Source organism: Streptomyces sp. NPDC059002 (assembly GCF_042740435.1).
Taxonomy (GTDB): Bacteria; Actinomycetota; Actinomycetes; order Streptomycetales; family Streptomycetaceae; genus Streptomyces.
Window position 1 is genome coordinate 1 of sequence record NZ_JBHYJI010000058.1, and the last position, 24,138, is coordinate 24,138.

The 24,138-nt window shown below is 71.9% G+C and carries 19 protein-coding genes; 9 read left to right on the forward strand and 10 right to left on the reverse strand.

All coding sequences use genetic code 11. From position 1 onward, the window contains the following. Positions 1-54 precede the first annotated feature (54 nt). The 3 genes from ACFWZ2_RS34850 to hemG all read right to left on the reverse strand — a co-directional run bounded on the left by ACFWZ2_RS34850 (position 55) and on the right by hemG (position 2,838). Positions 55-429 carry an RNHCP domain-containing protein gene (locus ACFWZ2_RS34850; RefSeq protein ID WP_384552647.1) on the reverse strand — a complete coding sequence of 125 codons (375 nt, stop codon included), beginning with the start codon at positions 427-429 and terminating at the stop codon, positions 55-57. Positions 430-596: 167 nt separating this feature from the next. Beyond that, positions 597-1,316, reverse strand: coding sequence for a hydrogen peroxide-dependent heme synthase (gene hemQ / locus ACFWZ2_RS34855; protein WP_384552649.1), 720 nt, complete (start codon positions 1,314-1,316; stop codon positions 597-599). 4 nt (positions 1,317-1,320) lie between these two features. Beyond that, the gene (gene hemG, locus ACFWZ2_RS34860; protein ID WP_384552651.1) at positions 1,321-2,838 is read right to left on the reverse strand and encodes a protoporphyrinogen oxidase; all 1,518 of its coding nucleotides are present in this window, start codon (positions 2,836-2,838) and stop codon (positions 1,321-1,323) included. Between the two features lie 136 nt (positions 2,839-2,974). Between hemG and ACFWZ2_RS34865 the strand changes: the two genes are divergently transcribed. From ACFWZ2_RS34865 to ACFWZ2_RS34875, 3 genes are all read left to right on the forward strand, one after another. Beyond that, positions 2,975-3,952 (forward strand): DUF4349 domain-containing protein, encoded by a 978-nt coding sequence (locus ACFWZ2_RS34865; RefSeq protein ID WP_384552653.1) that lies wholly within the window; start codon positions 2,975-2,977, stop codon positions 3,950-3,952. 33 nt (positions 3,953-3,985) lie between these two features. Beyond that, positions 3,986-5,374, forward strand: a complete 1,389-nt coding sequence (locus ACFWZ2_RS34870; RefSeq protein WP_384552655.1) for an FAD-dependent oxidoreductase — start codon at positions 3,986-3,988, stop codon at positions 5,372-5,374. A gap of 564 nt (positions 5,375-5,938) precedes the next feature. Further along, positions 5,939-6,838 (forward strand): NAD-dependent epimerase/dehydratase family protein, encoded by a 900-nt coding sequence (locus ACFWZ2_RS34875; protein WP_384552657.1) that lies wholly within the window; start codon positions 5,939-5,941, stop codon positions 6,836-6,838. A gap of 70 nt (positions 6,839-6,908) precedes the next feature. Here the strand turns inward: ACFWZ2_RS34875 and hemE are convergent, their stop codons facing one another. Next, entirely contained in the window at positions 6,909-7,982 is a 1,074-nt protein-coding gene (gene hemE / locus ACFWZ2_RS34880) for a uroporphyrinogen decarboxylase (protein ID WP_384552659.1), read from the reverse strand. An 85-nt stretch (positions 7,983-8,067) separates the two neighbouring features. Here hemE and ACFWZ2_RS34885 point away from each other — a divergent pair, with 85 nt between their 5' ends. From ACFWZ2_RS34885 to ACFWZ2_RS34905, 5 genes are all read left to right on the forward strand, one after another. Next, the gene (locus ACFWZ2_RS34885) at positions 8,068-8,727 is read left to right on the forward strand and encodes a DUF3000 domain-containing protein (protein ID WP_384552661.1); all 660 of its coding nucleotides are present in this window, start codon (positions 8,068-8,070) and stop codon (positions 8,725-8,727) included. Positions 8,728-9,002: 275 nt separating this feature from the next. Continuing rightward, on the forward strand, positions 9,003-9,665 hold the full coding sequence (locus ACFWZ2_RS34890) for a response regulator transcription factor (protein WP_030687574.1): 663 nt from the start codon (positions 9,003-9,005) through the stop codon (positions 9,663-9,665). A gap of 78 nt (positions 9,666-9,743) precedes the next feature. Next, entirely contained in the window at positions 9,744-11,021 is a 1,278-nt protein-coding gene (locus ACFWZ2_RS34895) for an HRDC domain-containing protein (protein ID WP_384552664.1), read from the forward strand. Positions 11,022-11,349: 328 nt separating this feature from the next. Next, positions 11,350-12,576 carry a thiolase family protein gene (locus tag ACFWZ2_RS34900; protein ID WP_384552666.1) on the forward strand — a complete coding sequence of 409 codons (1,227 nt, stop codon included), beginning with the start codon at positions 11,350-11,352 and terminating at the stop codon, positions 12,574-12,576. Beyond that, a complete protein-coding gene (locus tag ACFWZ2_RS34905; RefSeq protein WP_384552668.1) occupies positions 12,573-14,705 on the forward strand; it encodes a 3-hydroxyacyl-CoA dehydrogenase NAD-binding domain-containing protein in 2,133 nt (710 codons plus the stop codon). Before ACFWZ2_RS34900 ends, ACFWZ2_RS34905 begins: the two co-directional genes overlap by 4 nt. Positions 14,706-14,766: 61 nt before the next feature. On the opposite strand, the gene ACFWZ2_RS34910 is transcribed toward ACFWZ2_RS34905, so the two are convergent. Beyond that, positions 14,767-15,903, reverse strand: a complete 1,137-nt coding sequence (locus ACFWZ2_RS34910) for a hypothetical protein (RefSeq protein WP_384552670.1) — start codon at positions 15,901-15,903, stop codon at positions 14,767-14,769. Positions 15,904-16,017: 114 nt separating this feature from the next. Between ACFWZ2_RS34910 and ACFWZ2_RS34915 the strand changes: the two genes are divergently transcribed. Next, positions 16,018-16,428 carry an NTP pyrophosphohydrolase gene (locus ACFWZ2_RS34915; protein ID WP_384552672.1) on the forward strand — a complete coding sequence of 137 codons (411 nt, stop codon included), beginning with the start codon at positions 16,018-16,020 and terminating at the stop codon, positions 16,426-16,428. Here ACFWZ2_RS34915 and ACFWZ2_RS34920 read toward each other — a convergent pair. From ACFWZ2_RS34920 to ACFWZ2_RS34940, 5 genes are all read right to left on the reverse strand, one after another. Then, positions 16,398-17,894 (reverse strand): ArnT family glycosyltransferase, encoded by a 1,497-nt coding sequence (locus ACFWZ2_RS34920; RefSeq protein WP_384552674.1) that lies wholly within the window; start codon positions 17,892-17,894, stop codon positions 16,398-16,400. The two genes, ACFWZ2_RS34915 and ACFWZ2_RS34920, sit on opposite strands and share 31 nt — an antisense overlap. Before the next feature lie 84 nt (positions 17,895-17,978). Then, positions 17,979-19,547, reverse strand: coding sequence for an amino acid permease (locus ACFWZ2_RS34925; protein ID WP_384552676.1), 1,569 nt, complete (start codon positions 19,545-19,547; stop codon positions 17,979-17,981). 72 nt (positions 19,548-19,619) lie between these two features. After that, positions 19,620-21,551, reverse strand: a complete 1,932-nt coding sequence (gene dxs, locus ACFWZ2_RS34930) for a 1-deoxy-D-xylulose-5-phosphate synthase (protein WP_384552678.1) — start codon at positions 21,549-21,551, stop codon at positions 19,620-19,622. 275 nt (positions 21,552-21,826) lie between these two features. Continuing rightward, positions 21,827-23,131 carry a sugar ABC transporter permease gene (locus ACFWZ2_RS34935; RefSeq protein ID WP_384552680.1) on the reverse strand — a complete coding sequence of 435 codons (1,305 nt, stop codon included), beginning with the start codon at positions 23,129-23,131 and terminating at the stop codon, positions 21,827-21,829. Continuing rightward, positions 23,128-23,928 carry an ATP-binding cassette domain-containing protein gene (locus tag ACFWZ2_RS34940; protein WP_384552682.1) on the reverse strand — a complete coding sequence of 267 codons (801 nt, stop codon included), beginning with the start codon at positions 23,926-23,928 and terminating at the stop codon, positions 23,128-23,130. Before ACFWZ2_RS34940 ends, ACFWZ2_RS34935 begins: the two co-directional genes overlap by 4 nt. Between the last annotated feature and the right edge of the window lie 210 nt (positions 23,929-24,138).

The window sequence follows — 24,138 nt, forward strand, 5'->3', positions numbered from 1 at the left end:
CCTTACGGGGGCTCGGGCGTTGCGGAGTGCCCCGTAGGGGCGCGGGGAACGATCTCACAACGCCCCGAGCCGCTCCAGCGGAAAGGGCGGCTGCGCCAGCGGGCGTACGGCAAGCCGCGTCAGCGGCAGCGCATTGTCGTCGCCCGCCGTGCGATTCGCGTGCAGAACGTCGCAGTGAACGCACCGGTGGACGATGACCCACTCGCCGTCTCCGCGCACGGAGATGGCAAGTGGTTCCATCCGGGCACCACAGTCCGCGGCCCGGTCCCCGGGGGTGTCGTCCAGATGGCGGCTCCACAGACAGTTCGGGCAGTGGTTGCGGTGCCCCGTGCCGGGCGCGGTCATCGAGACGTCGAGACCGCACTGGAGGCAGCGGAAGGACTGGGCGCGTGCTTCAGTGCGCGCCCTCCTGGAAGTGTTGCGGGACATGACGGCAGTGACTCCTGAGCGATGCGGAATGGGGTGACGTCGAGAGATTCCGCAGGGCCCTGGGCATACAACACCGGCTTTCTGTCCACGCACGAGAGGCCGGGCCCCAGTTGGCCCGGCCTCTCGATGAAACCCGCACCGCGTGGGCGCGGCAAGCGAATTACCGGCTACGCGAGACCCGCCACGAGGTCCGCGACGGACTTGCGGCGGCCGGTGTAGAACGGCACCTCTTCACGGACGTGCATACGGGCCTCGGAGGCGCGCAGGTGACGCATCAGGTCGACGATGCGGTACAGCTCGTCGGCCTCGAAGGCGAGCAGCCACTCGTAGTCGCCGAGGGAGAACGAGGCGACCGTGTTGGCGCGCACGTCGGGGTAGCCGCGGGCCATCTTGCCGTGGTCGGCGAGCATGCGGCGGCGGTCCTCGTCGGGCAGCAGGTACCAGTCGTAGGAGCGCACGAAGGGGTAGACCGAGACGTAGTTGCGGGGCGTCTCGTCGGCCAGGAAGGCCGGGATGTGCGACTTGTTGAACTCGGCGGGGCGGTGCAGCGCCATGTTCGACCAGACAGGCTCCAGCGCGCGGCCCAGCTTGGTGCGGCGGAAGAGGTTGTAGGCCTCCTGCAGCTCGTCGGCGGTCTCGGCGTGCCACCAGATCATGACGTCGGCGTCGGCGCGCAGGCCGGAGACGTCGTAGGTGCCGCGGATCGTGATGTCCTTGGCGGCGAGCTGGTCGAACAGCTCCTGGACCTCTTCGGCGTAGCCGCCGCGGTCCTCGGGGAGCACGTCACGCAGCTTGAAGACGGACCACAGCGTGTAGCGGATGACCTCGTTGAGGTCCTTGGCCTTCTTGCCGGCGTTGGGGGTCTTGGCGGGGGCGTCGTCACTCATGCGGCTATTCTCCTCCGCCGCCGTGCAGGCTCTGCACCGGGTTCCGGGTGAGCTCCTGCACGCCCGCCCGTCGCCCGCCACCACCCTTATCCGAAGCGCTACGCGCAGCCCCCTCCGATTCAAGGTCGCCGGCCAGCTGGTCGACGGCGGCGTTGGCGCTCGCGATGCAGGCGGGGATGCCCACTCCGTCGTACGCCGCTCCGCAGACGGCGAGGCCGGGCAGCCGGGCGACGTGGGCGCGGATGCGGGCCACGCGCGCGTGGTGGCCCACCGGGTACTGCGGGAGGCCGTCGGTCCAGCGGGTGACGCGGGCGGCGACGGGGGCGGCGGTCAGTCCCGTGGCCTCGCGCAGGTCGTGCCGGGACACGTCGACGAGTTCGCCGTCCTCGCGGGCGAGGTCGGCCACGTCTCCGTAGCGGCCCACCGAGGTGCGCAGGACGAGCAGGTCCGGGTTCTGCGCGTCGATCCAGCCCCACTTGCGGCTGGCGAAGGTGGACGCCTTGATGGTGTGCCCGTCGACGGGCGGCACAAGAAAACCGCTGCCTTCGGGGAGGTCGGTTTCGGCGCGCCGGTAGGCGAGGGTGATCAGCGCCATGGAGGCGTACTCGACGGTGCGCAGCTCGGCGGCGGCCGCGGGCGACTCGGCGTCGAGGAGCTCGGCGGCAGCGGGTGCGGGGAGGGCGAGGACGACGGCGTCCGCTTCGTAGAGGCCGCTTTCGGTGACCACGCGCCAGCCGTCGGGGGTCCGCCGCAACTCCGTGACCGGCGTGTTCGTCAGGATCTCGGCGCCACGCGCGCGTACCGCGTCGGCGACGGCGAGCGGCAGTTCGCCGATGCCGCCGTCGATGCCCATGAACACGGGCCCGGTCTGCTGGTTCTGTGCGGCGCGCGCCTGGATGTCGCGGACGCCCTCCGTGAGGGAGGCGTGCGTGCGGGCGGCCTCGAAGAGCTGCGGGACGGCGGAGCGCATCGAGATGCGGTACGCGTCCCCTGCGTACACCCCGCCGAGCAGCGGCTCCACGAGGCGGTCGACGACCTCGCGGCCCAGGCGCTCGGCGACGTACGCGCCGACCGCGACGTCGTCGCCGACCTCGGTGGGCGGCAGCTCGCGGTCCCGCTCGATGCGGCGCAGGCCCTCGTCGGAGAGGACTCCGGAGAGCGCGGACGCGTCACCGGGGACGCCCATGACGTGGCCCTTGGGCATCGGGCGCAGGGCGCCGCGGGTCCAGATCGACGCGGTCGCGGTGGCGGGCGGCTGCAGGCGGTCGGCGAGGCCGACCTCGCGGGCGAGCGCGACGGCCTCGGGTCGGCGGGCCAGCATGGACTCGGCGCCGAGGTCGACGCGGACGCCCTCGATCTCACCGGCGTGCAGCTTCCCGCCGAGCCGGTCGGAGGCTTCGAGGACGGTCACGCGCGTGCCGGGGTCGGCGGCGAGCAGGCGGTGCGCGGCGGCAAGTCCGGCGATCCCGCCCCCGATGACGACGGCATGGCCGCTACCCGTACGTGTGTCCGTTTCGCGCATGCCTCCACTCTCTCAGACCGGCGAGTCCCGACCGTGACCGCATCGGGACCGGTCGGCAACCACCGTCCCGCCGCCTTCCGGCGTCGAAGGAGCAGCCAACGGAGCAACTCTCACCACGTCCCTCGGGGGTACGCCGATGCACGCGTCCAGCAGGCCGGACCACCGCACGTCCCGGCACCGCACAGCCCGGCACCGCACGATCCAGGTCCTTTCCGCCGTCCTTCTCGCGGTCGCGCTCGCGCTCACGGGGTGCTCCGCGGACGACTCCGCCGACAGCGGCGGGGACAAGGCGGCCGGTTCGGCCGCGCGCGACGAGGCGGGCCCGGCCGACGGCAAGGGCGCCGCGGGCTCCGGCGGCGGACAGGCCGACAAGTCCCGTGCCAAGAAGCCGATCAGGCCGTCCGGCACGCACATCATCCGCACCGCGAAGCTCACCGTCCGGGTCAAGGACGTGCCCGCGGCACTGGACCGGGCCCGCACGGCCGCGGAGGACGCGGGCGGCATCGTCGGCGACGAGAGCACGTCGCGCGACGACGAGGGACGCGAACGCTCCCGTGTCGTCCTGCGCGTCCCCCAGGACGCGTACGAGGCCGTGCTCACCGCGCTCGAAGGCACCGGCAAGCTGATCGACCGCGACGCCAAGGCGCAGGACGTCACGGACCAGGTCGTCGACGTGGAGAGCCGCATCGCGTCGCAGCGGGCGAGCGTGGCGCGGGTGCGGGAGCTGATGGACAAGGCGACGAAGCTGAGCGATGTGGTCACCCTGGAAGGGGAGTTGAGCACCCGTCAGGCCGACCTTGAGGCGCTGCTCGCCCAGCAGGAGTCGCTGAAGAACCGTACGACCATGGCGACGATCACCCTGTCGCTCACCGAGAACGCGGCGACGGCGGACGCCGAGGACGACGACACGACGCTCGCGAACGCCCTCTCGGGAGGCTGGGACGCGTTCGTGACGACGCTGCGGTGGATCGGCGTCGCGCTGGCCGCGGTGCTGCCGTTCGCGGCGGTGGCCGCGCTGCTCCTCGCGCTGTGGCTGCGGCTCGTACGCAACCGGCTGCGGCGCCACCCGGCGGCGGACCCGGCCACGGCACCCGAGCCCGACGGCGCCCCGTGAGAGGTGCGCACCACCGCGCCGTAGCGTGTCCGTATGAGCAGCACACGAGAGCGACTTGTGGTCATCGGGGGCGACGCGGCCGGCATGTCCGCCGCGTCGCAGGCACGCAGGCTCAAGGGGCAGGACGAGCTGGAGGTCGTCGCGTTCGAGCGCGGCCACTTCACCTCGTACTCCGCCTGCGGCATCCCCTACTGGGTGGGCGGCGACGTCGAGGAGCGCGACGACCTCATCGCGCGCACCCCTGAGCAGCACCGGGAACGGGGCATCGACCTGCGGATGCGTACGGAGGTGACGCGGATCGACGCGGCGGGCAGGCGCGTCCTGGCGCGCGACCTGGAATCGGGCGAGGAGTCCTGGACGGCGTACGACAAGCTCGTCATCGCCACCGGCGCGCGGCCGATCCGCCCCGCGCTGCCCGGCATCGACGCTCCGGGTGTGCACGGCGTGCAGACCCTCGACGACGGGCAGGCGCTGCTCGACACCCTGGCCAGGACGCCGGGCCGCAGGGCCGTGGTCATCGGCGCGGGCTACATCGGCGTCGAGATGGCCGAGGCGATGATCAACCGCGGCTATGAGGTGACGGTCGTCAACCGCGGCAAGGAGCCCATGTCGACGCTCGACCCGGACATGGGCCGCCTGGTGCACGACGCGATGACCGGCATGGGCATCGCGATGGTGAACGACGCCGAGGTCACCAAGATCCTCACGGGCGACGACGGACGGGTCAGGGCGGTGGCCACGGAGGACGCCGAGTACCCGGCCGACGTGGTGGTGCTCGGCATCGGCGTACGTCCCGAGACCGCGCTCGCCCGCGAGGCGGGGCTGCCGCTCGGCGAGCACGGCGGGCTCCTCACCGACCTGGCGATGCGGGTGCGTGGAGACACGGCGGGCGGGGCCGTGTGGGCGGGCGGCGACTGCGTGGAGGTCCTCGACCTGGTGTCGGGGCGCGAGCGGCACATCGCGCTCGGCACCCACGCCAACAAGCACGGGCAGATCATCGGCTCGAACGTGGGCGGCGGTTACGCGACGTTCCCCGGTGTCGTCGGCACGGCCGTCAGCAAGGTGTGCGACCTGGAGATCGCCCGCACCGGCCTGCGCGAGAAGGACGCGCGGGCGGCCGGGCTCCAGTTCGTGGCGGTGACCATCGAGTCGACGAGCAGGGCCGGTTACTACCCGGGCGCGGCCCTGATGACCGTGAAGATGCTCGCCGAGCGGCGCACGGGACGGCTCCTCGGGGTCCAGATCGTCGGCCGCGAGGGCGCGGGCAAGCGCGTCGACGTGGCGGCGGTCGCGCTGACGGCGCGGATGACGGTGGAGCAGATGACGGCGCTCGACCTCGGCTACGCCCCGCCGTTCTCCCCGGTGTGGGACCCGGTCCTGGTGGCGGCGCGCAAGGCGGTGACGGCGGTCCGGGCGGGCTGATCACGAGGGCGGGGCGGGAAGACGCCCTGATTCATGCCCCGCCCGGCACCGCAGAACGCGCTTGCCGTGCAGGTCAGAACGCGCTTTCTGACGAAGGGCCGCGCTGCCACCGCCCGTTCCACTTGGCTGATTCGGGCGGTTCGGCGCGCCCCGGATTCCCGCGCCGCGGGAGCGCGCCCACGCGCGGCACAGATGTCCGTCGCCCGCCCCGCGAGCACCCCCGGGCACCCCCTCTGAGCGGCCACGGCGCCCCGGAAGCCGCAGTTCCGGGGCGCATCACGCTGCCCGCACCACCCCTCTCGCGCCGCTAAGGGATCGCGATCTTTTTTTCCGCCAGGTTTCACAGAATCGGCACAGACCCCACAAGTGGACCGCACTATGTGACGCGTCAGAGCGGCACGGACACACACGGCGACGTGTGACCGTGCCGTTGGGGAGGGGGCGGGCCGTGCGGGGTGGGAAGACACCCCCACGGCCCGACCGTGGAGGGGACCACGCACCGGATGAATCACACCATCGCCCTTGGCACCGCAGCCCTGCCCCGCAAGGGAGCGTGACGCGGCCGTGCGCATTCTCCTCCTGGGCTCCACCGGCTACCTGGGCGGGCACATCACCGAGCGGCTGCGCGCCCTGCCGGGCGTGCGACTGGTCAGGGCCGGGCGCGCCCCCGTGGACGATCTGCGGATCGACCTCGCCACCGTCGCCCCCGCCGCGCTGGCCGACCAGCTGGTGCGGGCCGCGCCCGACGCCGTGGTCAACTGCGCGGGCGCGGTCGGCGGCAACGCGCTGGCCCTCGCCGAGATCAACTCCCGCGGCCCGGCCGTCCTGTGCGAGGCGATGCGGTACGCGACGCCCACCGCGCGCCTGGTGCACATCGGCTCGGTCGCCGAGTACGGGCCGAGCGCCGTCGGCGAGCGCACGACCGAGGACACCCCGGCCCGCCCGCTCGCCCCGTACGGCGCCACCAAGCTGGCCGGCACCCTCACCGTCCTGGACGCGGGGCTCGACGCGGTGGTCCTGCGCGTCACCACCCCGGTGGGCCCCGGGGCGCCGCCCGCCGGTCTGCCCGGCCGCCTCACCGCCGAACTGAGCCGCGCGGTGAGCCACTCCCGGCATCCCACGGTGCGGGTCGGCGATCTCTCCGCGCACCGGGACTTCGTCGACGTACGCGATGTCGCGGAGTCCGTGGCCCGCGCGCTCACCGTGCCGGGTCCCGTGTCGCGGGTCCTGAACATCGGCAGCGGCCGCGCCGTCCCCGCGCGCGAACTGGCCCACGGCCTGGTCCGCGCCGCGCGCTTCACGGGGCGCCTCGCGGAGACGCTCGGCACGGTGGGCCGCGCGGCACCGGCGCCCTGGCAGTGCGCCGATGTGGGCGCCGCGGAGCGGGAGTTGGGCTGGACCCCGACGTACTCCCTCAAGGAGTCCCTGGACGCGCTCTGGGCCGCGGACGGCACGCCGCGCTGAAGAGCCGGGCGCCACCGCACCGAAAAGGGTCCCCGCCGCTCCCGGCAGGGACCCTTTTTCAGACAAACTTTCAGACGGCGGTGCGCGTGTGCACGTACTCGACGAGCCTGGTCAGCGCCTCGGGGTCGGTGGACGGCAGCACGCCGTGGCCGAGGTTGAAGATGTGTCCCTCCAGGCCGTTCGCGGCGGCGAGCACCTCGTCCGTCTTGGCCTCGACGGCCTCGCGCGTCGAGAAGAGCACGGCCGGGTCGAGGTTGCCCTGCAGCGCCTTGCCGGGCCCGACGCGGCGCGCGGCCTCGTCCATCGGCACCCGCCAGTCGACGCCGACGACGTCCGCGCCCGCCTCACCCATGAGCCCGAGCAGCTCGCCCGTGCCGACACCGAAGTGGATCCGGGGCACGCCGTACCCGGCGACCGCGTCGAAGACCTTCACCGACGCGGGCATCACCGCGCGCCGGTAGTCGGCGGGCGACAGCGCGCCCACCCACGAGTCGAAGAGCTGCACGGCGCTCGCGCCCGCCTCGATCTGCACCTTCAGGAAGGCGCCGGTGATCTCCGCGAGCCGGTCGAGCAGATCGGCCCAGAGCTGCGGGTCCCCGTACATCAGGGCCTTGGTGTGCTCGTGGTTGCGGCTCGGCCCGCCCTCGACGAGATAGCTCGCGAGGGTGAAGGGCGCACCGGCGAACCCGATGAGCGGCGTCGACCCGAGCTCGGCGGTCAGCATGCCAATCGCCTCGGTGACGTAGTGGACGTCATCGGGCGTGAGGTCCCGCAGCTGCGCGAGGTCGGCGCGCGAACGGATCGGGTTGGCGACGACGGGGCCGACGCCGGGCTTGATGTCGAGGTCGATCCCGATCGCCTTCAGCGGTACGACGATGTCGCTGAAGTAGATCGCGGCGTCGACGCCGTGACGGCGCACCGGCTGCATCGTGATCTCGGTGACGAGGTCGGGCCGCATGCAGGACTCCAGCATGGCGGTGCCCTCACGGACCTTGCGGTACTCGGGAAGTGAGCGCCCCGCCTGCCGCATGAACCAGACCGGCGTGTGCGGCACGGCCTCACGCCTGCACGCCTTCATGAAGGGGGAGTCGTACGTCGCTGCGTTCTGCCGGCCCGCGGGGCTCTGGCTCTGGTTGGCACTCACGCGGAAAGTCTCGCACGTTGACCGGGAACCCCCTGACGGGTGTCTCTCCCTGCGCGAAGGCGCCGTTCCCCTTAACCTTCCCCGCATGGCTGCGGCTCAGGGACAACGGTCGGACGGCGCTGGCGAGATGGAGAGTTCGGAGGGGAAGGTGGCGGATTCGGCTCCGTTGCCCTTCCGCGCGGCGGTCGACGCGCTGCGGGGGGCACGGCTGCGGCCGGAGATCGAGATCGATCCGACGCGGCCGCCGCAGCGGCTCGCGCCGCACGCGTACGCGTTGGAAGCGGCGGTCGTGGACGGCGACGAGGACCTCGCGGACGGGCGGCTCGTACTGCTCCACGATCCGGCGGGACACGACGCATGGCAGGGCACCTTCCGCCTCGTCACGCTCGTACGGGCGGAACTGGAACCGGAAATGGCGGCGGATCCGCTCCTTCCGGAGGTCTGCTGGTCCTGGCTGACCGGGGCGCTGCACGCGCGCGGACTCTCGGCGGGGGAGGCGAGCGGCACGGTGACGCGCGCCGGATCCCACTACTTCGGGGGGCTCGCGTCGCGCCCGCCCGCCTCCCAGATCGAGATTCGCGCCTCGTGGACCCCGCGGGAGGGTGCGGGCGGGGTGCCCGACACCGCGGCGCATCTCGCCGCCTGGTGCGATCTGCTCTGTCAGGTCGCGGGCCTGCCGCCCGCGGGCCCCGGCGACGGCTCCGTCGTCACGCTCCCCCAGCGCCGCGGACCGTCAACCACCTGACGCCCCCGACCCATGACGGATTTTCCCCACCCTTACGAGTGCCCCGCGGCCCCGTGCCGCGGGGTTCGCGCATGTCACCCGTAGGGCGGCGCGTTCGGTTTGATCTTCGGATGATCGAGTGCGTGTCCGAATTGCCCGGATTGAGACTCACCAAATCGTGATCATTCTCTAAAGGCGGGCGGGATTGGTGCCGAAGAGGTTTGTGACCTTGAAAAGCACGGTTCGTCCCGGCTTCATCCCCGAGCCGGTTCCGTCCCGCCACCCCAGGAGGCCTGGTGTCCGTTCTCCTCGAGCAGCCCGCAAGCCTGGTCGCCTACCGCCCGAACAAGCCGACCGCCATGGTCGTCGTGGCCGACCCCCGCGTCCGTTCCACCGTCACCCGCCACCTCTGGGCGCTCGGTGTACGCGATGTCATCGAGGCCTCGTCCATCGCGGAGGCTCGTCCCCGCATCGGCAACCCCCGTGACATCTGCGTCGCAGACGTCCACCTCCCCGACGGCTCCGGCCTGACGCTCCTCTCCGAAACCCGTGCCGCGGGCTGGCCCAACGGCCTCGCCCTCTCCGCCGCCGACGACATCGGCGCCGTGCGCAACGCCCTCGCGGGCGGCGTCAAGGGCTACGTCGTCACCGGCACCCGTACGAACGTCGGACTCCCCACCCGCCCCGGCGCCGCACCCATCGGCTCGGCCGCCGCCAGAATGCACCGCCGCCCTCCGGGCGCCCCCAGCCACCCCGGCGGCTACCGCGAGCTGTCCGGCCGTGAGGTCGAGGTGCTCCGCCTGGTCGCCGAGGGCCAGTCCAACAAGGCCATCGGCGTCTCGATGGGCCTGTCCGCCCTCACCGTGAAGAGCCACCTCGCCCGCATCGCGCGCAAGCTCGGCACGGGTGACCGAGCCGGGATGGTAGCGGTCGCGCTGCGTACCGGAATCATCCACTGACTGATTTACAACCCTCCAGCGCCGGTCGACGGAACGTTCCGTCGACGGGCGCTGTGCATACACAGATACCCTTGACAGGTGACCGACGCCCAAGAGACCGCAGCAGACAGCTCACTGCGAACCACCGGAGGCGCTCCTCCGGACGACGACGGCCTCGCTCCTGAAGGGCTGCCGATCCCACTGCTCGAGCCGCGTGACGGCATTCCCCCGGTGATCGCCGACGAGGAATCCCTCGCCACGGTGGTCGCCGCCTTCGCCGCGGGCACGGGCCCCGTCGCCGTCGACGCCGAGCGCGCGTCCGGCTACCGGTACGGCCAGCGTGCCTATCTCGTCCAGCTCCGCCGCGAGGGCGCGGGCACCGCGCTCATCGACCCCGTCGCCTGCCCCGACCTCTCGGGTCTCGGCGAGGCCATCGGCGACACCGAGTGGGTCCTGCACGCCGCCACCCAGGACCTGCCGTGCCTGCGCGAAATAGGCATGATTCCATCGCGGATCTTCGACACGGAGCTCGCGGGCCGGCTCGCCGGGTTCCCGCGGGTGGGGCTCGGCGCGATGGTCGAGAGCGTCCTCGGCTACGTACTGGAGAAGGGGCACTCCGCCGTCGACTGGTCGACACGGCCGCTGCCCGAGCCCTGGCTGCGGTACGCGGCGCTCGACGTCGAGCTGCTCGTCGATCTGCGCGACGCCCTGGAGAAGGAGCTCGACCGGCAGGGGAAGCTGGAGTGGGCCCGCGAGGAGTTCGACGCCATCTCCTCCGCGCCGCCCCCGCCGCCCCGCAAGGACCCCTGGCGCCGGACGTCCGGCATGCACAAGGTGCGGCGGCGCCGTCAGATGGCCGTGGTGCGCGAGCTGTGGACCGCACGCGACAAGGTCGCGCAGCGGCGTGACGTGTCCCCCGGCAAGGTGCTCAGCGACGGCGCGATCGTCGAGGCGGCGCTCTCGCTGCCGCCCAACGTGCACGCGCTCGCCGGTCTCACCGGCTTCGGGCACCGGATGGGGCGGCGTCAGCTCGAGCAGTGGCAGGCGGCGGTCGACCGCGCCAAGGCGCTGCCGGACTCGGAGCTTCCGCAGCCCGGGCAGACGGTGAGCGGGCCGCCGCCGCCCCGGTCCTGGGCGGACCGCGACCCGGCCGCCGCGGCGCGGCTCTCCGCGGCGCGGGCCGCGGTCTCGGCGCTCGCCGAGCAGCTGAACATGCCCCAGGAGAACCTGATCACTCCGGACACGGTCCGGCGGGTCTGCTGGGAGCCGCCGGCTCAGGTGGACGCGGAATCCGTGGCGGGTGCCTTGGCCGCGCACGGGGCTCGCCAGTGGCAGATCTCCCAGGTCACGCCCGTTCTGGTCACGGCCCTTTCCTGACCTCGGGCCGTCTCCGCCCTTCCCGCCGCTCCGCGGCGAACCTTTCCCACCCACCCACCCAACACTCCGCACCGAGCGGCGAAGGGGGTGGGTGGGTGGTCCCGCTGTGGGCAGGCGTGCCGCAGGGCGGCACGGGTGGGCACAGCCCCCCGGTGCGGAGTTCCGATACGGGGGGGCGCCCCCGTCGCAGGCACCCCCCGTCGCGGGCGACCCAAGTGTGACCTTCGCCTCCCGCGGACGGGCCTTGGCCGCATAGTTACCGGCAAGTAGGGTGGATGGAGGAAGCGCGCCGCAGGCGTGGCGCACCGCACCCTGGAGGAGAGCCATCGTGCCTCGTACCGTCAGGGACGTCGTCTTCGTGGACGGCGTCCGCACCCCGTTCGGCAAGGCGGGCCCGAAGGGCATCTACCACGAGACCCGTGCCGATGACCTCGTCGTGAAGGCCATCCGGGAGCTGCTTCGCCGCAACCCGGACCTCGACCCCGCCAAGATCGACGAGGTCGCCATCGCCGCGACCACGCAGATCGGCGACCAGGGTCTGACGCTCGGCCGCACCGCCGGGATCCTGGCCGGTCTTCCGCAGTCCGTGCCCGGGTACTCCATCGACCGCATGTGTGCCGGCGCCCTGACCGCCGTGACCTCGGTCGCGGGCAGCGTCGCCTTCGGTGCGTACGACATCGCCGTCGCCGGTGGCGTCGAGCACATGGGCCGCCACCCCATGGGTGAGGGCGTGGACCCCAACCCGCGCTTCGTGAGCGAGAAGCTCGTCGACGAGTCCGCCCTGTTCATGGGCATGACCGCCGAGAACCTGCACGACCGCTACCCGAGCATCACCAAGCAGCGCGCCGACGAGTACGCGGTGCGCTCGCAGGAGAAGGCCGCCAAGGCGTACGCCGACGGCAAGATCCAGGCCGACCTGGTGCCGATCTCGGTGCGCCGGACCAACGAGGAGGCGGGTGAGACCGGTTGGGGTCTCGCCACCGCCGACGAGCCGATGCGCCCGGGGACCACGCTGGAGAACCTCGCGGGCCTGAAGACGCCGTTCCGTACGCACGGGCGCGTCACCGCGGGCAACGCCGCCGGTCTCAACGACGGCGCCACCGCGTCCCTCATCGCCTCCGAGGAGTTCGCGCGGGAGAACGGCCTGCCCGTCAAGATGCGCCTCGTGTCGTACGCCTTCGCGGGTGTCGAGCCCGAGGTCATGGGCTACGGCCCGATCCCGGCCACCGAGAAGGCCCTCGCCAAGTCGGGTCTGTCGATCGACGACATCGGCCTCTTCGAGGTCAACGAGGCGTTCGCCGTGCAGGTGCTCGCCTTCCTTGAGCACTACGGCATCGCCGACGACGACGCGCGCGTCAACCAGTACGGCGGCGCCATCGCGTTCGGCCACCCGCTCGCCTCCTCCGGCGTACGCCTGATGACGCAGCTCGCGCGGCAGTTCGAGGAGCAGCCTGAGGTCCGCTACGGCCTCACGACCATGTGTGTCGGCTTCGGCATGGGCGCCACGGTCATCTGGGAGAACCCGAACCACAAGGACGCCGGAGGCGACAAGTGAGCACGACCACCGCTGAGCTTCTGAAGGGTGCGGCCGAGCTGTTCCCCGACGAGGTCGTGACGCAGGCGCACGTGCGCCACCTCGACCTGCCGCAGGGCGCCGGGCGCTTCGCGCTCATCACCCTCGACAACGGCTTCGACCACACCAAGCCGACCACCTTCGGCCCGGCCTCGCTGGCGAACCTCAACGCCGCGATCGACCAGGTAGAGAAGGAGGCGGCCGAGGGCGCGATCGTCGGCGCCGGCATCACCGGCAAGCCGTTCATCTTCGCCGTCGGCGCCGACCTCAAGGGTGTGGAGCTGCTCAAGCACCACGAGGACGCGCTGGCCATCGGCAAGGGCGGCCACGAGGTCTTCAAGCGGCTCTCCGGGCTCGCCGTGCCGACCTTCGCGTACTACAACGGTGCCGCGATGGGCGGCGGTGTCGAGGTCGGTCTGCACTGCACCTACCGCACCGTCTCCAAGGCGCTGCCCGCCTTCTCGCTGCCCGAGGTCTTCCTCGGCCTGGTCCCGGGCTGGGGCGGCTGCGCGCTGCTCCCGAACCTGATCGGCGCCGACCGGGCCGTCTCGGTCATCATCGAGAACTCGCTCAACCAGAACCGCCAGCTCAAGGGCAAGCAGGTCTTCGAACTCGGCATCGCCGACGCCCTGTTCGAGGGTGCCGACTTCCTGGAGCAGTCGCTGATCTGGACGGCCTCCGTGCTGACCGGCTCGACCCAGGTCGTCCGTCCGGAGATCGACCGGGGCGAGGGCTGGGACGCCGCCGTCGCGCGCGGCCGTGCCATCGCCGACTCCAAGGTGCACGGCGCCGCTCCGGCCGCCTACCGCGCCCTCGAGATCATCGCCGCGGCCAAGGACGGGGACCTCCAGCAGGGCTTCGACGCCGAGGACACCGCGCTCGCCGACCTGATCATGGGTGGCGAACTCCGGTCCGGCATCTACTCGTTCAACCTGGTCCAGAAGCGCGGCAAGCGCCCGGCCGGTGCCCCGGACAAGAACCTGGCGCGCCCGGTCACCAAGGTCGGCGTCGTCGGCGCCGGTCTGATGGCCTCGCAGCTCGCGCTGCTCTTCCTGCGCCGCCTCGAGGTGCCGGTCGTGCTGACCGACATCGACCAGGAGCGGGTCGACAAGGGTGTGGGCTACGTCCACGCCGAGATCGAGAAGCTGCTCGGCAAGGGCCGCATCAACCAGGACAAGGCGAACCGTCTGAAGGCGCTCGTCTCCGGTGTGCTCGACAAGGCCGAGGGCTTCGCCGACGCGGACTTCATCATCGAGGCCGTCTTCGAGGAGATCGGCGTCAAGCAGCAGGTGTTCGCCGAGGTCGAGGCCGTCGCCCCGGCGCACGCGATCCTCGCCACCAACACCTCCTCGCTGTCGGTGAGCGAGATGGCGTCGAAGCTGAAGCACCCCGAGCGGGTCGTCGGCTTCCACTTCTTCAACCCGGTCGCGATCCTGCCGCTCCTGGAGATCGTGCGCGGCGAGCAGACCGACGACGCCTCGCTGGCCACGGCCTTCGGTGTCGCCAAGAAGCTGAAGAAGACCGCGGTGCTCGTGAAGGACGCCCCGGCGTTCGTCGTGAACCGCATCCTGACCCGCTTCATGGGCGAGATCCAGAACGTCATCGACGAGGGCACCCCCGTCGAGGTCGCCGAGAAGGCCGTCGAGCCGCTCGGTCTGCCGATGTCGCCGCTGGTCCTCCTGGAACTGGTCGGCCCGGCCATCGGTCTGCACGTCTCGGAGACCCTGAACCGCGCCTTCCCGGAGCGCTTCACGGTGTCCCCGAACCTCGCCGCCGTCGTCAAGGCCGGCAAGCGCGGCTTCTACGTGTACGACTCCGGCAAGCCGGAGCTGGACCCGGAGGTCGCCGCGCTCCTCAAGCAGGGCGACTCCGTCCTGACCGAGGAGCAGGTGCGCGACCGCGTCCTGGACGCCGTGGCGCAGGAGATCGGGCTCATGCTCGACGAGGGCGTCGTCGCCGAGGCCCAGGACATCGACCTGTGCCTGATCACCGGCGCGGGCTGGCCCTTCCACCTGGGCGGCATCACGCCGTACCTGGACCGTGAGGGTGTCAGCGAGCGGGTGAACGGCAAGCGGTTCCTGGCGCAGGGCGTGGCGAGCGTCCCCGCGTAACGCACTCAGCAACAGCGGTGGGCCGTACGGGAGTTGTCCCGTACGGCCCACTGCTGTTCGCTCACACCCGGGTCCACGCCCCCAGCGCGAGGCCCGGTTCGGCCTGCTGGCGTGCGACCCGCAGCGTGCCGTCGACGCCGATCGCCGTCATGACCACGCGGCCATGCGCGTCGAGCGCCAACGCCGGGGCGCCCAGGCAGGGTTCACCGGTCTCCGCCCACCACAGGCCCGCCTCCTCGTCCTCGGTGGGGAACGCGGCGACGGCGGGGCGGCCCGAGCGGGAGCGGTGCGCGAGGACCGTGCAGTCGTGGCCGTCGATCGTGGCGCGCAGGGCGGCCGTGGGGCGGGGGTCCGGTTCGCCGCCGAGCGGGACCGCGGTGCCGCCGATCGCGGGGCGGTGGGCCAGGACGCCCTTGCCCGAGGCGTCGGCGGCGTAGTACGTGAGCCGGTCGTCGCCGGTCTCCAGGGCCGTGCCGGAGCCGGGCGCCGGGGTCGGCGGGATGTCGTCCGCGCGCTTGAAATCGCCGCCGCGCTCTTCCTGGGCCCAGTGCTCCGTGCCGTCGGCGGTGGGCGCGTAGACCTCGATGCGGCCCGTCGACGTGGTGACGGCGGCGATGCCGTCGAGGGCCTCGCTGCTCTTGAGGTCCTTCCAGCCCTCCCACTTGCCGCCCTTGCCCTCGCGGCGCATCCGGACGCTCTTCACCGCGTCCCGCACGAAGACGTGGACGGTGCCCGCGGTGTCCACCGCGACGGCCGGGTCACCGAGGTGCGGGGCGCGCTCGACGAGCTTGGTGTGCGGGTTGCCGACGGAGCGCCAGTCCATGAGGGGGCGCCCGGACTGGTACTGCACGGAGTGCATGACGTCGACGACGGGCTTGCCGTCACCGTCGCGCCGCTCGCGCCTGCCGATGAAGTGGACGTATCCGTCGGCGCCCTGGGCCAGCGTGAGGTACGTCAGGTCGGGCGCCTCGAAGTAGGCGGGGCCCGTCCAGTGGGGGCCGCCGGGGCGCTCCTCCGTCCAGCGCAGGAGTCCCCCTTCCGCGCGGGCGTAGGCGGAGAGCCTGCCGTCCTTGCCCCTGAGCAGCCAGCGGCCGGTGTCCGGCGGACCGGCGGCCGGGCGTGCGGGGGGCGCGGCAGGTTCCGCGACGGGGGGTCTGGAAGGCTTCCGCTCGGGCTTGCGGGCGGACCTCGACGGCATGACTCTGCGCCAACCTTTCCATGTTCACCGGCTCACAGCATTGGCCTTTTAGTCTACGTTTGCCGCAATCGGATCGGGCCGCGGGCACCGCCCCCCATGTGCCACGCTGGCGTCATGAACGCCCTGAGCACCCTTCTTGTCGTCGACGCGGCCAATGTCGTCGGCTCCGTGCCCGACGGCTGGTGGCGCGATCGCCGCGGGGCCGCCGAGCGGCTCAGGGACCGGCTCGTCGCGTACGCCGCGCAGGGGCTGCCAGGCCGTGCGGGGCCACTGGACGTCGTCCTGGTCGTCGAGGGCGCGGCGCGCGGCGTCGCGTCGGTGCCGGGGGTCCGGGTGGTCGCCGCGCCCGGCAGCGGCGACGACCGCATCGTGGAGCTGGCGCGGGAGGCCCGTGGCCGGCCCTGTCTGGTCGTCACGGCCGACCGCGAACTGCGGCGCAGGGTCGGCGAGTGGGGTGCCGAGTGCCTGGGGCCGCGCACCGTGCACGGCCCGGGTCAGGCCCCGGGGGCGCCCGGCCGGACGTAGAACACGGCGCCCTCCACCGTGAGCAGCGGCCGGTAGCCGTCCGCGAGGATCCGGTGCAGGGACGGCACCCGGTGCGGCGCGTAGGGCTTGCCGCGGGAGTCGTCGACGATGAGTGCGGGCGGGCGGTCCCGCAGCTCCTCGCGGAAGACCTGCCAGGCGCCCGCGACGCCGTACCGCTCGCCGACGCGGGGGCCGTTCCTGCCGCCGCTGTAGTTGGTGAGCAGCCCCGCCGTGAGGTAGCGGCTCGCGGGCGCGCGGTCGGCGAGCCAGTACGTCTCGGGGTGCATCCCCCACAGGAGCACCCGGTCGCCGGGATCCGTGCGTGCCTGCACCACACCGGCGAGGCGTGCGGCGTGCGCCAGTTCGGGCCGCGGCGCGAGCAGCCCCCACGCCAGGAACAGCGCGCACGCGCCCGCCGAGACGCCCACCGCCCGCACCGTGCGCTCCCCCGGCAGGATCTGCAGCGCGGCCGCCCCCAACAGGGCGAGGGGCGGCATGAGTTGGAGGTAGTAGTGGCCGAAGAAGTGGAAGCCGAGTAGGACGGCGGCCACCGCGGAGGCGAGCCAGAGCCAGAGGTCGGCCGAGCCGGTGCGGGCGATGCGCAGGACGCGTACGACGGGCGGGACGATGCCCGCGCAGGCCGCCGCGAGGATCGCCGCGTTGCCCAACCCGCGCCCCAGGACGTGGAGTTCGGAGCCCGTGAAGGAGGCGTACGCGCCCGAGCCCGTCACCGTCCAGAACAGGAAGCCCGCCGGGTTCGTCACGACGGCGGCGGCGATGACGGGGCCGCACAGGCCCGCCGCCAGGCGCAGTACGTCGCGCCGGGGCGCCCCGCCCTGCCACAGCAGCCAGGCGACCGGCAGGAGGACCGCTCCCCCGGTCTGCTTGGCGAGGAAGGCGCAGGCCACCGCCGCGCCCGCGGCGCCCCATCTGCGCCGGTCCGCGCACCACATGGCGGCGGCCGTGCAGGGCAGCATGAAGATCTCGAAGGTGGCCGCCTGCGCGTCCTCGGGGTTGAGGCCGATCGAGACGAGCAGGTACAGGACGCCCGCCGTGCGGCCCGCGCGGTCCCCCCAGCGGCGCCGGGCGAGGGAGACGAGCAGCACCGCGGTCAGGAGCTGGGCGGTGACCGCGAGGACCTTCAGCGGGAGCAGCGAGGCGTCGCCGCAGAGCGCGAAGGCGCCCTCGTACAGCCAGGGGACGAGCGGCGGCTTGCGGTCGACGACGGTCTCGTAGAGCGCGCCGCCGTCGGCCAGCATCCTTGCCTGGACGGCGAGATAGCCCTCGTCGGGGTTCCACAGGGGCCACCGGAAGGAGGGCAGGCGGGTCACGCACGCCAGTGCGGCGAGGAGGGGGAACAGCCGCGTCCAGTACGGGGCGCGGACGTCGGGGACGTACTCCTTGCGCGGGCCCGGCACCCGGAGGTCATGTACGGAGCGTAGTGATGCGGAGGGTGCGGCGAGCATACGGTGCACGCTATCCGGCCCCGCAGTCCCCATCGGAACGGGACATACGGGGCCGGGGAAGAAGCCTTGCCGAAAGGCAGATGACTACTGTGCGTCGTCGGCGTACTGGTCGCGCAGGTGCAGTCGGCTGTGCGAACGCCCGTACACGAAGTAGATGACCACGCCGAGGACCATCCAGACGCCGAACCGCAGCCAGGTCTCCGCGGGCAGGTTGAGCATCAGCCACAGCGACGCGAGGACCGAGAGGACCGGCACCAGCGGCACCAGCGGGGTGCGGAAGGCGCGCGGCAGGTCGGGGCGCTGCTTGCGGAGCAGGATGACGCCGAGGGCGACCACGACGAAGGCGAACAGCGTGCCGATGTTGACCAGTTCGGCGAGTTCGTCGATGGACGTGAAGCCCGCGACGACCGCGACGATCCCGCCGAGCAGGACCGTCGAGCGGTAGGGCGTGCCGAACGTGGGGTGGACCTTGGAGAAGGTCTGCGGAAGGAGTCCGTCGCGGCTCATCGCGAAGAAGACACGGGTCTGGCCGAGCAGCAGGATCATGCAGACGGAGGTGAGGCCGACGGCCGCGCCGAAGCTGATCAGGCCCGCCCAGAAGGGGTGTCCGACGGCCTTGAAGGCGTCCGCGAGCGGGGCGTCCGTGGAGAGGTCGGTGTACTTCTGCATGCCGGTGACGACGACGGAGACGGCGACGTACAGGATCGTGCAGATGAACAGCGAGCCGAGGATGCCGCGGGGCACGTCGCGCTGCGGGTTGTGGGTCTCCTCGGCGGCGGTCGCGACGATGTCGAAGCCGATGAACGCGAAGAAGACCACGGCCGCCGCGGTGAAGATGCCCATCACGCCGAAGTGGGAGGGCGTGAAGCCGAACATCAGCTGGACCAGCGGCGCGGTGATGCCGCCGCCGCCCTCGACGTCCTGGGACGGCGGGATGAACGGGTCGTAGTTGGCGCCGGTGATGAAGAAGGCGCCGACGACGATGACCAGGAGGACGACGGTCACCTTGACGGCGACGATGACGCTGGTGACGCGGGACGACAGCTTCATGCCCGCGACCAGGATGCCGGTCAGGGCGAGCACCAGCAGACAGGCGAGCAGGTCGAAGCCGAACGTCCCGTCGTGGGTGCCGCTCAGCGCCTGCGGCAGATGCATGCCCGCGGTGTCCAGGAGCGAGCGCAGATAGCCGGACCAGCCGACCGCCACCACCGCGCAGCCGAGCGCCAGCTCCAGGATCAGGTCCCAGCCGATGATCCAGGCAGGGAACTCCCCGAGAGAGGCGTACGAGAAGGTGTACGCGGACCCGGCCACCGGCACGGTCGAGGCGAACTCGGCGTAGCAGAGCGCCGCGAGGCCGCAGACGAGGCCGGCGACGACGAAGGCGAGCGCCACCGAGGGCCCCGCCGTCTCCTTGGCGATCTTTCCGGTCAGGACGAAGATGCCGGTGCCGATGATGACGCCGACGCCGAAGACCGTGAGGTCGAGGGCGGACAGCGACTTCTTGAGCGCGTGCTCCGGTTCCTCGGTGTCCTTGATGGACTGCTCGACGCTCTTCGTCCTGAAGAGGGTGCTGCTCACGGGCGTACCTCCCACGTTGTCGTCCCCGACATGATCGAGAGACCGAGTACCCCGTAAGCCCCGGCGCGGGCCCATTCACGCGAATGGGCCGGTCCCACCACCCGTACAGGGTGCTTGGGACCGGCCCGTCGGCGGTGCGCGTTGACGTCAGTCGCGGGCGGGCTCCACGGAGTCCACCGCGGCGGCCGTGGTCCGCTCGAAGCGCCCGTCGAGCTTGGCGACCAGACCCGTGACCTGACGGGCGATGTCCGGCGCCGTCAGACCGATCTCGGCCATGATCTCCTTGCGGGACGCGTGGTCCAGGAAGCGCGGCGGGATGCCGAAGTCGCGCAGCGGCACGTCGACGCCCGCGTCGCGCAAGGCCTGCGCGATCGCCGAACCGACGCCGCCCGCACGGGAGTTGTCCTCGACGGTGACGACGACGCGGTGCTGCTCGGCGAGCGGCGCCATGGCCTCGTCGACCGGCTTGACCCAGCGCGGGTCCACGACGGTCGTGGTGATGCCCTGCTTGTTCAGGAGATCGGCGATCTCCAGGCACATCGGGGCGAGCGCGCCCACGGAGACGAGGAGCACGTCCGGCTTGTTCGTGCCCGCCGTGCGCAGCACGTCCATGCCGCCGACCTTGCCGACGGCCTTGACCGCGGGGCCGACCGCGCCCTTGGAGTAGCGCACGACGGTCGGGGCGTCGTCCACCTCGACGGCCTCGCGCAGCTGCAGGCGGACCTGGTCGGCGTCGCGCGGCGCGGCGATCCTGACGGTCGGCACGCACTGCAGGATCGACATGTCCCACATGCCGTTGTGCGAGGCGCCGTCCGTGCCGGTGACGCCGGCCCGGTCGAGGACGAAGGTGACGCCGCACTTGTGCAGGGCCACGTCCATCAGGAGCTGGTCGAAGGCGCGGTTCAGGAACGTCGCGTAGACGGCGAAGACGGGGTGCAGTCCGCCGCTGGCCAGGCCCGCCGCCGAGACCGCCGCGTGCTGCTCGGCGATGCCCACGTCGTAGACCCGGTCGGGGAACGCCTTGGAGAACTTCTCCAGGCCGACCGGCTGAAGCATGGCGGCCGTGATGGCCACGATGTCCTCGCGCTCGTGGCCGAGCTTGACCATCTCCTCGCCGAAGACCGACGTCCAGTCCATGCCGCCCGCCGCGATGGGCAGGCCGGTGTCGGGGTGGATCGGGCCGATGCCGTGGAAGTGGTCGGCCTCGTCCTCCTCGGCGGGCTTGTAGCCGCGGCCCTTCTCGGTGAGGCAGTGCACGATGACCGGCCCGCCGAAGCGCTTGGCGCGCTGCAGGGCGGACTCCAGGGCCTCGACGTCGTGCCCGTCGATCGGTCCGACGTACTTCAGGCCGAGGTCCTCGAACATGCCCTGCGGGGCGATGAAGTCCTTGAGGCCCTTCTTGGCGCCGTGCAGGGTCTCGTAGAGCGGCTTGCCGACGACCGGCGTGCGCTCCAGGAGGTCCTTGCCGCGGGCCAGGAACCGCTCGTAGCCGTCGGTGGTGCGCAGCGTCGCCAGGTGGTTGGCGAGCCCGCCGATCGTGGGGGCGTAGGAGCGCTCGTTGTCGTTGACGACGATGACGAGCGGGCGGTCCTTGGCGGCGGCGATGTTGTTCAGCGCCTCCCAGGCCATGCCGCCGGTGAGCGCGCCGTCACCGATCACGGCGACGACGTGGTCGTCCTTGCCGCGCACCTCGTTGGCCTTGGCGAGGCCGTCGGCCCAGCCGAGGACCGTGGAGGCGTGGCTGTTCTCGATCACGTCGTGGTCGGACTCGGCGCGCGAGGGGTAGCCGGAGAGGCCGCCCTTGCTGCGCAGCTTGCCGAAGTCCTGGCGGCCGGTGAGCAGCTTGTGCACATAGCTCTGGTGGCCGGTGTCGAAGAGGACCTTGTCCTTGGGGGACTCGAAGACGCGGTGCAGGGCGATGGTGAGCTCGACCACGCCGAGATTGGGGCCGAGGTGGCCGCCGGTCTTGGAGACTGCGTCGACGAGGAAGCCGCGAATCTCTCCGGCCAGCTGGTTCAGCTCCTCGGGGCTGAGCCGGTCAAGATCGCGCGGTCCCGTGATGCGGGTCAGCAGCGGCACCCGTGCCTCCTTGCAGTAGAGCTGAGATGTGCTGTTCGAGCGTTGCCGGGTCTGTCGAGTCTAATGTTCCGCGACTGACGACCGCGTCCGGGAGGCGTATTCCCGGTCACACGAACGGACGCACCGGCAGGGAACGGATGTTCCCTGCCGGTGCGTCCTCGGGGGCGCCGAGTGGCGCCCCCGAAGGGGCGCGGGGCTGTGACATCTGCGGCTCCGCCGCGTGGGCGCGACCAGCCACGACGAACCCGAGCACACCCCCACGGCTCAGGGGACCGCTACGCGCGCCCCGCCGACTTCTGCGTACGCCGCGAAACAGAGTCGATGACGACCGCCGCCAGCAGCACCGCCCCCGTGATCATGTACTGAATCTCACTCGCCATGCCCAGCAGGTTCAGGCCCTGCTGGATCGACTGGATCACGAGCATGCCGAGCAGCGCGGACCACACCTTGCCCCGCCCGCCGAAGAGGCTCGTCCCGCCGATCACGGCCGCGGCGATGACCATCATCAGCGTGTTGCCGCCGCCGAGGCTCTTCGTCGCGCCGCCGGACTGGCTGGCGATGAAGAGCCCGCCGAAGGCGGCGAGCATGCCGGAGATCGCGAAGACGGTGATGCGGACCCGGTCGACGTTGATGCCCGCCCGGCGCGCGGCCTCCGCGTTGCCGCCGACCGCGAAGACCTGGCGGCCGAAGGTGGTGCGGCGGGCCACGAAGTCCGCGATCACCAGGACGGCGAGGAAGAGCACCAGGGCCAGCGGCAGACCGCGGGCGCCGACGGGCTCGTTCAGCTCGTACGCCGCGCCGCCCGCGAGGACGGCCACGACGACCGTGCGCAGGACGATCTCGCTGACCGGCCGCGACGGGAGCCCCGCGGACTTGCGGCGCCTGCTGTCGAGGAGCAGCGACCCGGCGTACGCGACGATCGCGACGGCGGCGAGACCGTACGCCGCGGCCTTGTCCGCGAAGAAGTGCCCGGTGAGGTCCTCGACGACGCTGCCCTCGGGCGTGTTGATGCTGCCCTCGCCGCCCATCAGCCAGATCTGCAGACCGCTCCAGCCGAGGAAGCCCGCGAGGGTGACCACGAAGGCGGGCACGCCGATCTTGGCGAAGAAGAAGCCGTGGACGGCGCCGATGACCAGGCCGGACGCGATGGCGATGAACACCGCGAGCCAGTCGTTCAGCTCGTGCGTGACGCTGAGGACGGCCCAGACCGCCGCGCCCATGCCCGCCACGGAGCCGACCGAGAGGTCGATCTCGCCGAGCAGCAGGACGAAGACGATGCCGACGGCCATGATGCCGAGGCCGGAGGTGAAGACCGCGATGTTCGCGAGGCTGCTCGCGTCCAGGAAGTGGTCGTTCTTCAGCTGGAAGATGACCGCGATGACGATCAGGCCGATGACGACGGGCAGCGAGCCGAGCTCGCCGCCGCGCATCTTGCGCTTGAACTCGGTCCAGTAGCCGGCCAGGCCCTCCTCGCGGATGAGCAGGCGCGGGTCGACGGCCGGGACGGGCGCCGCCGACTCGTCGACGGACCCGTTCGGGGCGCCGGTGGCGGGCTTGGGGGTCTTGGCGAGGTCGCTCACTTCGCGTCCTCCTTCGTCACCGTGGCCGTGCGCGCCTTGCGGCGGGTGACGGCGTTGTCCGTGGCGCCCGTGATGGCGGCGATGATCTCTTCGTTGGTGGTGTCGGCGACGGAGAAGACGCCGTTGTTGCGGCCGAGCCGCAGCACCGCGACCTTGTCCGCGACGGCCTTCACATCGGCCATGTTGTGGCTGATGAGGATCACGCCGTGACCGCGCTCGCGCAGTCGTTCCACCAGGTCGAGCACCTGCGCGGTCTGCTCGACGCCGAGGGCCGCGGTGGGCTCGTCGAGGATGACGACCTTGGGGTCGCCGACCAGCGCGCGGGCGATGGCGACGACCTGGCGCTGACCGCCGGAGAGCGCCGCGACCGGGATGCGGACGCTGGGGATGCGGATGGAGAGGGTGTCCAGGAGTTCCCTGGCGCGCTTCTCCATCCTGATCTCGTCGAGGACGGAGGCGCTCTTCAGCTCGCTGCCGAGGAAGAGGTTGGCGACGACGTCGAGGTTGTCGCAGAGGGCGAGGTCCTGGTAGACGGTGGCGACGCCGAGGTGCTGGGCGTCGTGCGGCCGTCCGATGCGGACGCTCCTGCCCTCCCACTCGATGGTGCCGTCGTCGATCGGGTGGACGCCCGAGATCGTCTTGACGAGGGTGGACTTGCCGGCGCCGTTGTCGCCGACCAGGGCGACCACCTCACCGGTGTGGATGTCGAGGTCTACGTCCGTGAGCGCCTGGACGGCGCCGAACCGCTTGGAGACCCCGCGCAACGCCAGCACGGGCGTAGCGGACACGTGAATCATCTCCTTCGCCGCCTGACCGGCGGGGATGGTGGTGCATCAAGGGCAGTGCTTCTGGAGCAGTGCTTCTGAAGCAGTGCTGCAAGGGCAGGCCCGGCGCCCGCCCCTCCGATTGCGGGGCGGTGTGTGAGGCGGACACCGGGCCGGTACTGGAGGCCGTCGTACGGGCCGTGGAGCGCTCTCACGCTCCGTGGAGCTCACTTCGTACGAACG

Bases quoted from the DNA above. Each gene is read 5' to 3' on its own strand.
- hemG (WP_384552651.1), bottom strand. From the start codon at position 2,838: ATGCGCGAAACGGACACACGTACGGGTAGCGGCCATGCCGTCGTCATC.
- ACFWZ2_RS34940 (WP_384552682.1), bottom strand. From the start codon at position 23,928: ATGATTCACGTGTCCGCTACGCCCGTGCTGGCGTTGCGCGGGGTCTCC.
- ACFWZ2_RS34925 (WP_384552676.1), bottom strand. From the start codon at position 19,547: ATGGGCCCGCGCCGGGGCTTACGGGGTACTCGGTCTCTCGATCATGTC.
- hemQ (WP_384552649.1), bottom strand. From the start codon at position 1,316: ATGAGTGACGACGCCCCCGCCAAGACCCCCAACGCCGGCAAGAAGGCC.
- ACFWZ2_RS34915 (WP_384552672.1), top strand. From the start codon at position 16,018: ATGAACGCCCTGAGCACCCTTCTTGTCGTCGACGCGGCCAATGTCGTC.
- ACFWZ2_RS34865 (WP_384552653.1), top strand. From the start codon at position 2,975: ATGCACGCGTCCAGCAGGCCGGACCACCGCACGTCCCGGCACCGCACA.
- ACFWZ2_RS34850 (WP_384552647.1), bottom strand. From the start codon at position 429: ATGTCCCGCAACACTTCCAGGAGGGCGCGCACTGAAGCACGCGCCCAG.
- ACFWZ2_RS34885 (WP_384552661.1), top strand. From the start codon at position 8,068: ATGGCTGCGGCTCAGGGACAACGGTCGGACGGCGCTGGCGAGATGGAG.
- ACFWZ2_RS34920 (WP_384552674.1), bottom strand. From the start codon at position 17,894: ATGCTCGCCGCACCCTCCGCATCACTACGCTCCGTACATGACCTCCGG.
- ACFWZ2_RS34870 (WP_384552655.1), top strand. From the start codon at position 3,986: ATGAGCAGCACACGAGAGCGACTTGTGGTCATCGGGGGCGACGCGGCC.
- ACFWZ2_RS34910 (WP_384552670.1), bottom strand. From the start codon at position 15,903: ATGCCGTCGAGGTCCGCCCGCAAGCCCGAGCGGAAGCCTTCCAGACCC.